Annotated in this window: 12 protein-coding genes; 6 read left to right on the top strand and 6 right to left on the bottom strand. The window is 65.5% G+C overall.

Translation table 11 applies throughout. The features are described from left to right. Positions 1-73: 73 nt before the first annotated feature. The 5 genes from pdhA (at position 74) to ACQCST_RS16150 (ending at position 6445) form a co-directional block, all read left to right on the top strand. Positions 74-1300 (top strand): pyruvate dehydrogenase (acetyl-transferring) E1 component subunit alpha, encoded by a 1227-nt coding sequence (pdhA, locus tag ACQCST_RS16170; RefSeq protein ID WP_426996750.1) that lies wholly within the window; start codon positions 74-76, stop codon positions 1298-1300. After that, complete coding sequence (locus tag ACQCST_RS16165) at positions 1297-2409, top strand: alpha-ketoacid dehydrogenase subunit beta (protein WP_426996749.1); 1113 nt, start codon at positions 1297-1299, stop codon at positions 2407-2409. The genes pdhA and ACQCST_RS16165 overlap by 4 nt, the downstream gene beginning before the upstream one ends. A 2-nt stretch (positions 2410-2411) precedes the next feature. Next, positions 2412-3854: a dihydrolipoamide acetyltransferase family protein gene (locus ACQCST_RS16160; protein ID WP_426996748.1), complete on the top strand. Its 1443-nt coding sequence runs from the start codon at positions 2412-2414 to the stop codon at positions 3852-3854. Positions 3855-4234: 380 nt separating this feature from the next. Further along, positions 4235-5050 (top strand): MBL fold metallo-hydrolase, encoded by an 816-nt coding sequence (locus tag ACQCST_RS16155; RefSeq protein WP_426996747.1) that lies wholly within the window; start codon positions 4235-4237, stop codon positions 5048-5050. 222 nt (positions 5051-5272) lie between these two features. Next, positions 5273-6445 (top strand): MinD/ParA family ATP-binding protein, encoded by a 1173-nt coding sequence (locus tag ACQCST_RS16150; protein WP_426996746.1) that lies wholly within the window; start codon positions 5273-5275, stop codon positions 6443-6445. A 125-nt stretch (positions 6446-6570) separates the two neighbouring features. On the opposite strand, the gene ACQCST_RS16145 is transcribed toward ACQCST_RS16150, so the two are convergent. The 4 genes from ACQCST_RS16145 to ACQCST_RS16130 all read right to left on the bottom strand — a co-directional run bounded on the left by ACQCST_RS16145 (position 6571) and on the right by ACQCST_RS16130 (position 10813). Beyond that, a complete protein-coding gene (locus tag ACQCST_RS16145; RefSeq protein ID WP_426996745.1) occupies positions 6571-7587 on the bottom strand; it encodes an agmatine deiminase family protein in 1017 nt (338 codons plus the stop codon). Between the two features lie 8 nt (positions 7588-7595). Further along, positions 7596-8600: a nitrilase-related carbon-nitrogen hydrolase gene (locus tag ACQCST_RS16140; protein ID WP_426996744.1), complete on the bottom strand. Its 1005-nt coding sequence runs from the start codon at positions 8598-8600 to the stop codon at positions 7596-7598. 97 nt (positions 8601-8697) lie between these two features. Beyond that, positions 8698-9303, bottom strand: coding sequence for a TetR/AcrR family transcriptional regulator (locus ACQCST_RS16135; protein WP_426996743.1), 606 nt, complete (start codon positions 9301-9303; stop codon positions 8698-8700). Next, on the bottom strand, positions 9296-10813 hold the full coding sequence (locus tag ACQCST_RS16130; protein WP_426996742.1) for a purine-cytosine permease family protein: 1518 nt from the start codon (positions 10811-10813) through the stop codon (positions 9296-9298). Before ACQCST_RS16130 ends, ACQCST_RS16135 begins: the two co-directional genes overlap by 8 nt. 159 nt (positions 10814-10972) lie before the next feature. On the opposite strand from ACQCST_RS16130, the gene ACQCST_RS16125 reads away from it, so the two are divergent. Beyond that, a complete protein-coding gene (locus ACQCST_RS16125) occupies positions 10973-12190 on the top strand; it encodes an MFS transporter (RefSeq protein ID WP_426996741.1) in 1218 nt (405 codons plus the stop codon). A 7-nt stretch (positions 12191-12197) separates the two neighbouring features. Here the strand turns inward: ACQCST_RS16125 and ACQCST_RS16120 are convergent, their stop codons facing one another. Then, a complete protein-coding gene (locus tag ACQCST_RS16120; protein ID WP_426996740.1) occupies positions 12198-13118 on the bottom strand; it encodes a phosphatase PAP2 family protein in 921 nt (306 codons plus the stop codon). A gap of 48 nt (positions 13119-13166) precedes the next feature. Then, positions 13167-13670, bottom strand: coding sequence for an SRPBCC family protein (locus ACQCST_RS16115; protein WP_426996739.1), 504 nt, complete (start codon positions 13668-13670; stop codon positions 13167-13169).

The following is a 13670-nucleotide window of genomic DNA, read 5'->3' as shown; positions in this document are numbered from 1 at the left end:
ACTGGAGCACTGGATACGAAACATCGTCCGGGACCATACTGAAAGCGAATAGTGGCTATAGAAGGACGGACCAATGACGATCTCCGCGGACCACACTGCGCAGGACCAACAGGCGACGGCACCAGCCCAGGCACAGGCACGCGTGAGCGAAGACGCCGCAGCTGAGGCTGTACGCAAGTTCGGCATCACGGTTGAGGACTACATGCTGCCCGCCCGTCACCAGATCCAGATGGTGGACCAGAACGGCGCCCTCAAACCCCACGACGAGCAGGGCACCGAACCGGGCCACGAATACCCGCTCCCCAGCGATGCCGAGCTGCTGGCTGCGTACGAACAGCTTGTCGTCGGACGCCGGGTCAATGACCAGAACTCCGCCCTGGTCCGGCAGGGCCGCATGGCCGTTTACCCCTCGAGCCACGGCCAGGAAGCCTGCCAGGTGGCGGCCGCCCTCTGCCTCGCCGAGGGGGACTGGATGTTCCCCACATACCGCGATTCAGTGGCCGTCATGGCCCGCGGCGTGGACCCTGTCCAGACCATGACGCTTTTCCGTGGTGACTGGCACAGCGGCTACGATCCCGCCAAGCACAAGGTGGGCATCCAGTGCACCCCGCTCACCACCCAGCTGCTCCACGGGGTCGGCGTTGCCCACGCCGCCAAACTGCGCGGCGAGGACACCGTGGTCCTGGCCATGTGCGGTGACGGCGCCACCAGTGAAGGCGACTTCCACGAGGCCCTGAACTTCGCCGCCGTCTTCCACCTCCCCGTTGTCTTTTTCGTCCAGAACAACAAGTACGCCATCTCGGTGCCGCTGGCGCATCAGTCCGTGGCGCCGTCGCTCGCTCATAAAGCCGTTGGCTACGGCATGGCCGGCGAACGCGTGGACGGCAACGACGTCGTCGCGCTGCTCGCCGTGCTGGGCCGGGCAGTGAAGCTGGCCCGCGAAGGCTCCGGACCCCTCCTGGTGGAGGCGCATACCTACCGCATGCAAGCCCACACCAATGCGGACGACGCCACCCGCTACCGCCAGGACAGCGAGGTGGCCGAGTGGGTGGCCAAGGACCCGCTGACGCGGATGAAGACGTATCTCACCGACAGGGGACTGCTGGACGACGACGGTGACGCGCAAATCGCTGAGAAAGCGGAAGCAGTTGCCACTCAGCTCCGCAACGGCCTGAGCGAAGATGTGCCGGTGGATCCGCAGGACCTTTTCCGCCACGTCTTCGCCACCACCACGCCGCAGCTGAAGGAACAATCCGCCATGCTTGCCGAGGAACTCTCCCGAGAGGAGGCCGCAAAATGAGCCCCACCATCACTACCTCTTCCGAGGCCAACGGCAACGTCAGCGCCGCAACTGCACGTGCGGCCGCTTCGGCGGCCGCCACCGCTGAAAGCAACGGCCCGCAGACCATCACCATGGCCAAGGCGCTCAACACTGCCATGGCAGACGCCATGCAAGCGGACAAATCAGTCCTGGTGTTCGGAGAGGATGTGGGAACGCTCGGCGGTGTCTTCCGCGTCACGGACGGCCTCACCAAGACCTTCGGCGAGCAGCGCTGCTTCGACACCCCGCTGGCCGAATCGGGCATTGTGGGCATGGCGGTGGGCATGGCCATGAACGGCATGCGCCCGGTCATCGAGATGCAGTTCGACGCGTTCGCTTACCCTGCCTTCGAGCAGATCGTCAGCCACGTGGCCAAAATGCATAACCGCACCAGGGGCGCCCTCAAGCTGCCCATGGTCATCCGCGTTCCCTATGCCGGCGGGATCGGAGGAGTGGAGCACCACTGCGATTCCTCCGAGTCCTACTACGCCCACACCGCCGGGCTGAAGGTATTCACCCCGGCCACCGTGGCCGACGCCTATCGAATGCTCCGCGAAGCCATCGATTCCGATGATCCCGTGATGTTCATGGAGCCCAAGAAGCTCTACTGGTCCAAGGACCAAGTGGACGTGGACGCCCTCCGTGACGAACACTCCGCGAACGCCGACGCCGGGACCTCCTCCGAAGGCCGTGCCGCCGTCGCGCGTCCCGGCACTGACGCAACTCTGATCGCCTACGGTCCCTCCGTTCCGACGGCGCTCGCAGCCGCCGCTGCGGCGGCCGAGGAGGGGCGCTCACTGGAAGTGATCGACGTCCGCTCCATTGTGCCGTTCGACGACGAAACCGTCTGCGCTTCCGTCCGCAAAACCGGTCGGGCCGTGGTGATCGCAGAGGCACACGGCTTCGCCTCCGTGTCCTCTGAAATCGTGGCCCGCGTCCAGGAACGCTGCTTCCACTACCTGGCCGCACCCATCCGCCGCGTGACGGGCTTCGACGTCCCCTACCCGGCCCCCAAACTCGAGCACTATTACCTGCCCGGCGTGGACCGCATCCTAGACGCCGTGGACGATCTCCAGTGGGAAGACTGATCATGAGCGAAACAAAAGTGTTCCTGCTGCCGGACCTCGGTGAAGGCCTCACCGAAGCCGAACTCGTGAACTGGCTCGTTGCCGTGGGAGATGAGATCCGCGTGGACCAGCCCATTGCCGAAGTCGAAACTGCCAAGTCCATGGTGGAGGTGCCGTCCCCGTATGCCGGCACTGTCGCCATCCTGCACGGCGAACCCGGCCAGACGCTCGACGTGGGCAAGCCGCTGATCTCCGTGACTCCCATTGGAGCGCCGGTGGTTGAGCTTGTCGAAACCCCGCCTGTCGAAACCCCGGCCGAGACTTACCGCACCGAAGAGAAGGCCGGCTCCGGGAACGTCCTCATCGGTTACGGGACACCTGGCGGCGATGGCCAGGCCCGGCGCACGCGTGCCCGCAGGGTTTCTGCTGGCCTGTCGGTCGTTGAACCTGTCGAAATCCCGAAGGCCGAGACCCCGGAGGCCGATATCTCCCTGCTGCGGACGCGGGTACCCGGGAAACTGGGTGCGGTGATTTCCCCTCTGGTGCGCAGGATGGCCCGTGAACACGGGATTGATCTTGGTGCGCTGGAGGGCTCGGGTGCGAGCGGACTCATCATGCGCCGGGATGTGGAAGCAGCGCTCAAACCGGTGGCTGAACCTGCCGAAGCCGCGGCACCTGCGGTTGAGCCTGTCGAAACCCCGGTCCAGACAGGCGCGACCATCGGAGCCACAGACTCCCGCACCGGCCTCGGCATCGCCGGCCGGACTCCTGTGCGGGGAGTCCGCAAGGCCGTTGCCGCGAACATGTCCCGGAGCCGTTCGGAGATCCCGGAAGCCACCGTGTGGGTGGACGTGGATGCCACGGCACTCGTGGAGATGCGAGCCGCCCTGAAGAAGGCGGATCCACACAACACGCCAGGTCTGCTGGCCTTCATCGCGCGTTTCGTGACAGCCGGGCTTAAGAAATACCCGGAGCTGAATACCCGGATCGTCACCACCGAGGACGCCGCGGGCGGCGAGATGCAGGAGATCGTCGCGTTCGACGGCGTCAACCTCGGCTTCGCGGCGCAGACCGACCGCGGACTGATGGTCCCCTCCGTCCGCAACGCGGACAAACTCAGCGCCCGTGAGCTGGACGCGGAGCTCCGCCGGCTCACCGCAGTCGTCCGCGACGGCAAAGCGACGCCCTCGGAACTGGGCAGCGGAACGTTCACGCTGAACAACTACGGCGTGTTCGGGGTGGACGGCTCCGCCGCGATCATCAACCATCCCGAGGTTGCGATTCTCGGCGTCGGGCGCATCATCGACAAGCCGTGGGTGGTCAACGGGGAGCTCGCCGTCCGCAAGGTCACCGAGCTGACGCTGACCTTTGATCACCGCGTGTGTGACGGCGGTACAGCAGGCGGGTTCCTGCGCTACGTGGCCGACGTGATCGAGAACCCGGGGTCGGCGCTCGCTGATATGTGATGCGCAGCCCGGAGGAGGGACAGAGCTCTGAGGAGCGCGGCAAAGAGCTCTTCAGCGGCCTGGTTCTTAACCGAAGCGGATGTGCAGAAGAGCCCCCGCCGAAGTTCCCGGGACGAAATCGCTGACTTCGATGTTGCCAGGCTTATCCAGAAGGCGCAGACGTTTGGTGGCGTCCAGGAACTCGCCCAGATGACCCTGGGATCGTGTTCAATATGCGGCGGTTTTCAGTCTGATTGAACAAGAGCGAATATTGAACAGCCCCACCTCCTGAGTTGATGCAGGGCTGTGCTTCGCTGATTTGCCGGCCTTGGGTAGATAGAATCGAGGCCTGAAGGCGTCAGCGACGACGCGCAAGGACCCGCTGGAAGTACGGAGAAACAATGTCACGATGGCTCGAGGTCGGCCAGGATAACTATGTGCTGACCACCAAAGGCTCGAAGCTCAACACCGGGCTCATAGTGGGTGCTGAACGCGCCATGGTGATCGATACCGGCGGCGGGCCGCGGCAGGGCAGCGAAATACTGGACGCCGTGCGGGAGATGACACGGCTCCCGCTTGTTGTGGTCAACACCCACGCACACTACGACCACTTCTTCGGCAACGCCGTGTTCGCGGACGACGGCGTCACGGAGTTCTATGCGCACGAAAACTGCGCTGCGGAGATCGAGGAAAACGGCGACGCCCAACGAAGCAGCGTCACCGCGGATGAACCCGAGATGGCTGCCGGCGAAGGCAACAACGTGGAACTGGTGGTTCCCAACGCCATCGTCAAGGACCAGCCCGTCCTGGTAGATCTCGGGGGACAGATAGCCACCCTGTTCTATCTGGGCCGCGGGCACACCGACGGCGACCTCCTGGTGGGCACCACCACCACGCTGTACGCCGGCGACCTCGTGGAACAGGGATCCCACCCGTCCTTCGAAGACTCCTACCCGGAAGAATGGGCGGACTCACTCCGGCACCTGTCCGCCCTCCGTCACCGCTACGAGTTCCTTATTCCCGGACACGGCGAGCCCTGCAGCGACCAGTTCGTGAAGACCATGGCCAACACCATGACCACCGCTGTCGGGCAGGCCTGGCAATCGATTCGCGAGACCCCGAGCGACGCCACCAAGGCCATTCCCATCCTGCCTTACGGCCCCGAGCAGTCACGCTGGTTCATCAACCGGCTGCAGGAGACCCGGCCGCAGCACTGACGCGGACCGACCATTGGCAAGCCAGCGCCTAGAATTGCTGTTTGAACCAAGTCAGAATGTGCCGCAGAAACTTTTGCCGTAAGTCCCGGGGGGACAGACATGCCCGATCCTGCGGATAACAACGCACGTGCCATTGCAGACAATGCAGGGCAACCTCAGCTGCGCCGTCGCCGCGACCTACGTCGCGCCGAAGGTGAGCTTTCGGATGCCCGGACAGGAACCATGCCAGCCGTCACCCCCACCACTGTCAGTTCATCAGAAGGCTCCGGCGGCCAGCCCGCTGTGACGCGTCGCAGCTCCTGGGCCGAGGCCGCGGCCGTAGCGGACGCAGCCGAGGAGCCCCCCGCTGAGTCGCTTGAGCTCACCACAGAACCGGTGGAGCCGCCCTTGGACAACGCGGCCGACTACCCAAGCTCCAGGCGCGATGTTCGCGATACCGCACGGGTGGCCATGGCCGATTCTCCACTGCCCGATTTCATCAGCTCACCGGGGCTGTTCGTCAAGGAACAGAAGCCACGTCCCCTGGGCGGCTTCCGCGGCGCCGTCTATGCCATGACCGGCGGTGCCTGGAATATGGGGCCAGGGGCCCGGCAGCGCGAGGAAGACGAGCTGGCACTGCGCATTTCCCGCCAGTTGCAGGGCAGCTTCAACACTGCGGTGCTGAGCCTCAAGGGCGGGATCGGCAAGACCTCCACAACTGTCGGCGTCGGGCTGACCCTCGCGGAGTTCCGCGGCGATCCGCCGTGCGCCATCGACGCGAACCCGGATTCCGGCGATCTCGTGGAGCGCGCCCTGGGCGAGGGCATCTACCAGCAGGCCAGCCCGCGGACCATCACTGATCTGCTCAGCAACATTGATTCCGTTGATTCGCTGACCGCACTGTCCCGCTACATGCACCATGCCGGCCGGTTCCATCTCATTGCCGGCGAGCAGGACCCCGAGGTCTCGGACTCGCTTACGGCGGCTGAATACCTGCGCATCCGCAAACTCGTCTCCAGCTACTACTCCGTGGCACTGACTGACTGCGGCACGGGCGTGACGCATAACGCCATGAGCGGCATCCTGCAGTCCGCGGACAACCTGATCATCGCGGCCGGCTACGCGGTCAGCGGCGCCAAGCGCGCGCGCAGCACCCTGCAGTGGCTCGCCCACCACGGTTACGAGGACCTGGCCCGCAACGCCATTGTGGTCATCACGGACAAGGACGAGGTCTCCTCCCGCGTGGACAAGGACGCCATCGAGGAACACCTCTCCGGCATCTGCCGCCAGCTGATCGCCGTTCCTCACGACAGGGGAGTGGCCGACGGCGATCTGGTCACCCTGGACGTGCTGCGCCCGGAGACCCGGCGTGCCTACAAGGAGATCGCTGCGTCGATTGTGGACGGGTACGTGTAAGGGTTTCGCCGCGCTTTCGGATTGGCGCTACACCAAAGGACGGACGCTACGCGTATTCGCGTAGCGTCCGACCTTTTCCGCGTCACAGGTCCACTTCCGTAGCGGAAATCGGCCCAGGACCCGCCTCAGCCCACTGCAGGTTGATGCTGCGTAATGCAGTGGATGCCTCCGCCGCGGGCGAAGACGGGCCGTGCGTCCACCGTCACCACTGTCCGGCCCGGGTACGCTTCCTCAAGGATTCGCTTGGCCTCGGCATCGGCCGGATCGTCGAAGCTGCACGCAATCACGCCGCCATTGACCACCAGGTGGTTGATGTAGCTGTAGTCCACCCAGCCGTGCTCGTCGCGGAGCACCTCCGGAGCAGGCACTTCCACAATCTCCCAGCTGCGCCCCTGCGCGTCCCTTGTCCCGGCGAGCAGGGCAATGATGTCCCGGGTGATGCCGAAGTCCGGGTGCGATTCGTTGCGCTGGGAATGGACCAGCAGCACGCCGGGGGAGGGGATGGCGGCCACAATGTCCACGTGGCCGCGTGTCCCCAGTTCCTTGTTGTCCCGGGTCAGTCCGCGGGGAAGCCAGATGACATGTGTGGCGCCGATGGTGCGGGCCAGTTCGGCTTCGACGTCGGCTTTGGCCAACCCCGGGTTCCGGTACGGATCCAGCTGCACCGATTCCGTGACCAGCACGGTGCCCAGGCCGTCCACCTGGATGCCGCCGCCTTCATTGACCAGCGGGCTGGCCACGAGCTCGGCCCCCGAGTGCCGGACGACTTCCGCGCCGACCGTGGAGTCCTTGCCCCAGCTGGCCCAGTCCTGCTGACCCCAGCCGTTGAAGACCCAATCGACGCCGCCGAGCCGGCCGCCGTCGTCGTCGTTCACAACGAAGGTGGGCCCGATGTCCCGCATCCACGCGTCATCCAGCGGCGCCTCAACCAGCTCAATCCCGGACGAAAGGTACTTCCGCGCCGCCGTCAGGTCCGCAGGATCCACCACCATGGTGACAGGCTCGAACCCGGACACGGCGTGGGCGACGCTGGCCCACGCCGCGCGGGCCTGGTGCGTGTCTTCTGCTGTGGTGCCCAGGGACGAATGCTCCGGCGGAAATGCCATCCACACCCGCTCCTGGGGCTCGGTTTCGCTGGGCATCCTCCACGTCACGGCTGGCCTGCCGACTGCTTCGCCGACGTGGCGCCGTACGGCCGGTCAGCAGAGACATCGGCGGTCAGCTCCGCGTAGGAATCGGGCCGGCGCGTGGTCAGGAACGGAAACAGGTCCAGCCAGTCCTTGCGCTGGTCCAGGTCCAGATCGGCCACGAGCACCGCTTCCTTGTCCCGGGGAGCCTGGACCAGCACGCGGCCGTAGGGATCGGAGATGAACGAGGAGCCGTAGAAGTTGATGTCGCCTTCGTCTCCAGTCCGGTTGGGGACCACCATAAACGTGCCGTTGCTGATGCCGTGGCCCACGATCACGTGCTGCCAGAGCGGCTGGTGGTCGAAGCCCGGAAACGTCGGCTCCGAGCCGATGGCGGTGGGGTAGACCAGGATTTCAGCCCCGGCCAGGGAATAGAGGCGCGCGACCTCCGGGAACCATTCGTCCCAGCAGGTGGGGAGCCCGACGGCGGCGCCGCCCAGTTCCGCGGGACGGTACACGGGGTAGGCGTCTTCGGCCGGCCCGGCCCGGAAATACGTGTCCTCGTAGTATCCGGCGCTCACGGGGATGTGGGTCTTGCGGGTCCGTGCCAGCAGTTCGCCCTGGGGCGAGACCATGATGGCGGTGTTAAACCCCAGGCCGTCGGGGCCGTCAGCACGCTCGTACAGCGAGGCGTGGACGGTCACGTTGTGCTGCCGGGCCGCGCTCGCCGCGAAGTCAAACGTGGGGCCGTTGAGCAGGTCCTCGGCGTCCTTGGCGGGGTTGCTGCCTGCCCGGACGTTGGCCGGGTACTTCGACAGCGTCAGTTCCGGGAGGAACACGGACCGGGCACCGGCGCGGGCGCCTTGGCCGATGGCCTGGGTGAGCACGTTCTTGAGCTCGGTGGCGTTCTCGCGCCACCGGTGCTGGACAAGTGCCACACGGAGGGGTTGGCGGCTGCTTTCCGGGCTCCGTGTTTCCTGGTTCCTGGCGAAGGAGACGGGTACGTCTGTGTTGGCAATGATGTCCATGGTGTTGCTTCCTAACGGGGCCCGGGGGCCCTGGCATGACAGTGGAATTCTGCCGGAATCGTGTCGGTCAAAAGGTGGTTCAAAACGGGATGGTGGTTCATTTGCTGAGACCCTGCGCCGCGTGATCCGTGCTGGCTGGCGCCACCGCGGTGAGCGAGTCAATCGCCGTCGTCAGCAGTGAGCGCGCGTGGTCCGCGGTGATAAAGCCGCTGAGCCAGCGGCCGGAGATGCCTTCCACCAGGCTGGTGAGGATTTCCGCCGTTACCGCGGCTTCGTCGTCGCTGGTGTTGCCGTTGGCGTCCACGATGGCCTGGGCGATCTCCCGGTTCCATTCCGCGGTGGTCCTGGACAGTGGTTCTGCCAGTTCTTTTTCGAAGATGGAGCAGGCGCGGAGTTCGTTCCAGGCCACCGAATTCCTGCGGACGTCGGCGTTGTCCCTGATTTCATCCAGGAGAAGGTGCCGGAAGCGGCGGGTGCGGTCGCCGGCGTCGGCGGAGAGGACGGCGTCGTCCTTGCTGACCTGCTTGTTGATGTGGTCAAGCGTTGCGGCAAGCAGGCCCGCCCGGTCCGTGAAGTGGTAGTACAGGAGCCCCGGCGAAACGCCTGCCTCTGCTGCCACATCATTGACCCGCATTCCCCGGACCCCGTTCCTGGCGATGCAGGTGGTGGCGGCGGTGAGGATCTTAGCTAGTTTTTCACTCATGGTTTGACAGTAATACGTGCTCACCTCTCTCCGGTGAGGCCTCGGCCGTGACGGCCGGCGGTTCGGGCCAGAACCGGAGTGCCAGCAGGTAGCCGGCGGCTCCGATGACGGTGGAGCCGACGAAGCTCAGATCGATTCCGCCGGCCAGCTGGGAGAACGGGCCCGTGTACAGGGACGTGTCCGTGGCCAGGACACCGAATACCGAGCCGATGGCCCAGGGGATGACAGCCCGGAGGTTCCAGCCGTTGGTGAACCAGTAGCGTCCGCGCGGACCGCTGGCCCGGAAGAGCTGCAGGTCCGCGGCATGGTATTTGCCGCGGCGGGCAACGAGGAAGCCCAGGACATTGATGGCCACCCAGGGCCCGGCGAGCCCGTTGAGCACCAGTGTCATGGCGGTGATGGAATCCACGGCGTTGAAGACAAAGACGCCCAGGTAGAGGAGCCCGACGGCGATCACCGACGTGATGAGGGTGGTGTGGATGCGCCGGAGCCTCGGGAAGAGGGCTTCGAGATCCAGGCCGCTGGCATAGAGGTTCAGCACGCCCTGGCCGAGGCCGCCCGCCAATGCGATGACGAGGATGGGCAGGAGGTACCAGGCCGGCGACGACGTCACGAGGTCTGCGACGTAAGAACCGCCCAGCTCCGGGATGGCGGAAGCCGTGAAGGCACCGAAGAGCGCGGTGACGAACAGGCCCAGGAACACGCCCAGGCTGGCCGACACCACCACGGAGCGGTCCGAAAACCGGGTCCTGGAAATGCGGCGGCTGTAGTCGCCCAGAGTGGGGGCGTAGGAGAGGGGGCCTCCCACGGAGATAACGACGGAGAGGAGCCAGGTGGGCCAGAAGTCCCCGAGGAGGTACTCGGCGTGAACGGTGGTGGGATCGAACGTCGGGGCGAAGGCGAAGACCCCCACCAGCAGCAGCACGCCGACCACCGGGGCGACAAACCGCTGCATGGCTACCACGGTGCCGTGGCCGAAGAGCGCCACCAGCACGATCTCAATGGAGATCACGGCGTAGCCAATGGCCAGCGTGACCTCATTGACCGGCACCCCCAGCAGCCGTTCGGCGGCTGCAATAAGGGCGTCTCCCGAGGTCCAGACCGCAATGGCGGCGTAGGCGAGGGCGAAGAGCAGGGTAAGCCCTGAACCGATCAGGCGCCCGCGGGTGCCGAAATGGGCTGCGCTGGAGACGGTGTTGTTGGTTCCCGTGCGCGGACCAAGGAGCGACAGCGGGCCGATGAGCGCCGTGCCGATCAGGAGTCCGGTCAGGCTGGCTGTGGCTGCACCGACGAAGTCCAGGCCGAAGGTGATGGGGAGCCAGCCAAAGACGATGACGGAAAAAGCGAAGTTGCCGCCGAAGAAGACGGTGAAAAGATTCCACGGGCGGGACGTGCGTTGTTCGTCCGGGATGAACTCGATCCCGGCTTCCTCTATGCGGCCGAAGCGGTCCCGCTGTTCCGGCGCGGCAACGACGTCCCGCGCCTCTTGCTGCGAATTCGTACTGATCATGATCAGCCTTTCGTGATGCACATCATTGTGCTATGTGACTCAACCCTAATCCTGACTGAATTTTCAGTCAAGACTTTGAGTGAGGAAAAATCCGGGATGGGGCGGATGCCAGCGCGGGAGGCACAAGACCTCCAACGGCTGGGCCCTAGGATAAAACTGATGACTTCGCCAGACAGCCCCCCACTGTTCAGCCTCCGCAGCATCGCCGTTCCAGCCTTCGGCCCGGCCCTGCTGTTCTGTATCGGTGAAGGAGCCATCCTTCCCGTCGTTGCGCTGTCCGCCCGGGGTCTCGGTGCCTCGGTGGCCGTCGCCGCGCTGATCGTCACGCTGATCGGGCTGGGCTCGTGGTTCTTCAACCTGCCTGCATCCCTGATCACCCTTAAATTCGGCGAACGCTGGTCCATCGTCGGAGCCGCCGCGGCTGGTGCGTTGGCGCTGGTGGGCGCCGGGCTATCGTCGGTGATTCCGCACGGACTCTGGCTGCTCGCCGTGGCGATGGTGGTCGTCGGCATGGCCGCAAGCGTCTTCAGCCTGGCCCGGCAGAAGTACCTTACCGAGGCGGTGCCGGTGGAATTCCGTGCACGGGCACTCTCCACGCTGGGCGGGGTGAGCAGGATCGGCATCTTCATCGGGCCGTTCCTGGGAGCCGCCGTGATGCAATTCGCGGGCATCGGCGGCGCCTACTGGGTGGGCGTGGTGGCCATGGCCGCGGCCGCTGTACTGTCCGTCACCATCCCTGATCTGGTGGCCGCTCCGGGTGCGGCCGGGGGAGCGGCCGGGCCGGAACCCACACTTCGCGGCATGGCGGTTTCCCACGCAGGGGTGTTCCTCACCGCCGGTGCAGGCATCATGCTCCTCAGTGCCCTTCGCGCCTCCCGGCAGGTAGTGATCCCGCTATGGGCCGACCACCTGGGCATGGACGCCACCCAGGCCTCGCTGATCTACGGGCTGTCCGGCGCAATCGACATGCTGGTGTTCTACCCGGCCGGCAAACTTATGGACCGCAAAGGCAGGCAATGGGTGGCCGTCCCCTCCACGCTGATCATGGGAACCGCGCTCTTGCTGATCCCGATCTCCGCCAGCTTCACCGGACTCCTGCTCGCCGCCCTGCTGATCGGCTTCGGCAACGGCATCAGCTCCGGACTGATCATGACACTGGGGGCCGACTTCTCACCGGACCGCGGACGCGGCCAGTTCCTGGGCCTGTGGCGGTTCATCGCGGACGCCGGATCCACCGGCGGGCCCGTCCTGCTCTCCGGTGTGACGGCACTGGCGTCGCTGGGCGCTGGGGTCTCGGCCACCGGCGTACTGGGCTTTGCCGCGGCGGCCGTGTTCGCCGTCGCGCTTCCCCGGATCAAACACCGCCGGAACTACTGATAGGCGGTCAGCGCCGTGGCGCGTCCCGGCGTCGTGCTGCGTAGGCGAACAGTGCGGTGGTGGCCACAGTGGCCAGATACCCGGCAATCACGATGAGCGAGATGCCGGCCCAGAAATAGCTGGTGGTGCTGTCCTGCTGTTCCAGGCCCGGGGCTATTCGGGCGAGTGAAATCACAGCCACCACGGCCGATCCCAGTCCCAGCACCACCGGCAGCGCAATCCAAAGCCGTGACGAACCCCAGTGCCGGCCAAAGCCCTCCCAGACGTTCCAGGCGCCGCCCGTACGGATGATCAGCCAACCGGCGGGAATCATAAAAACGCCCACCAACAGAAACGCAGCCACAACATCGGCCGGCCGGTGCCACTGGTTCACCAGCGTGGACATGCCGGAGGCGATGGCGAAGGTGCCGCCCACAAAGCCTGCCAAGGGACGCCAGCGCGGCGACGCCATGAGGAACACAGCGGCGGCCGCCGACGCCGCAAGCGTGGTGTGCCCGGACGGCAGCGAGTTGAGCTCGAGCGTCTCCACACCGCGGTAGGGGCGGGCGGGAAGCAGGTCCTTGAGGACCTGGGTGGCCACATTCGCGCCCACACACGCCGCCACGGCAATGCCCGCAGCAGCCCAGCGCCGCCGTATCACCGTGACAAACAGAACCACGACGGCGGCCACCACAAGTGAGATGGTGGGCAGCCAGTCCAGGAATTCCGTGGCGGCTTTCCCTGCCGGGCCATGGACGGCCATGGACTCCACCAATGCGGATTCGTCAATGAACTGTCCGGTGGTGGTCCGGACAAAGTAGTAGTAGGTGGCGACAAAGCCCGTGATGCAGGCCACCGTGGTGAAGCCAAACAGAAAGCCCGTGCCTGCTGCGGCACGGGACTCCTGACCGGTCCGGCGTTGCCTGTGGTGCTCTCGCTGAAAAGTCATCCTTCCCAGACTGACATAAATTTCTGAGAGTTGCCTGCCGAAAGCGAGTCAGCGCAGTTCGGCCGTGATCTCATCCAGAATCTCGAACTGCTCCCGCATTCCCACTTCCATGCCGGAACCGGCAATGACGTCCCGCAGCTCCTTGCTGCTGGTCCGCGTCAGCATGCGGAGTTGGGTTCGCCCGCCCTGCTCCGTGAACGTGATGGTGTTCACCGGCGCGTCGGCATCGGCCATGGGCTCCTCGCCAGGCATTTCGTAGATCTCGGTGGCGACGATCCGCTCATTGGGGATGATCTCGCGATACTGGCCATGAAAGGCCACCTCGAAGCCGCCGTCGGCCACCAGGACGTAGCGCCAGTCACCACCCGCCCGGAGGTCGATCTCCGCTACGGTCACGTGGCCGCGGCGCCCGCCCCACCAGCGCCGGACCAGCTCGGGCGTGGTCCAGGCCCTGTAAACGAGGTGCTTGGGCGCATCGAACGTCCTGGTCACCAGGATTTCATTGTCGGCGGGAAGGGTTACTTCCACAGTCCCGCTGGTTGTTTCTGCCAT

Origin of the sequence: Pseudarthrobacter sp. N5 (assembly GCF_050157035.1) — a bacterium.
Taxonomy (GTDB): Bacteria; Actinomycetota; Actinomycetes; order Actinomycetales; family Micrococcaceae; genus Arthrobacter.
This window is presented reverse-complemented; position numbering and strand designations above follow the sequence as displayed.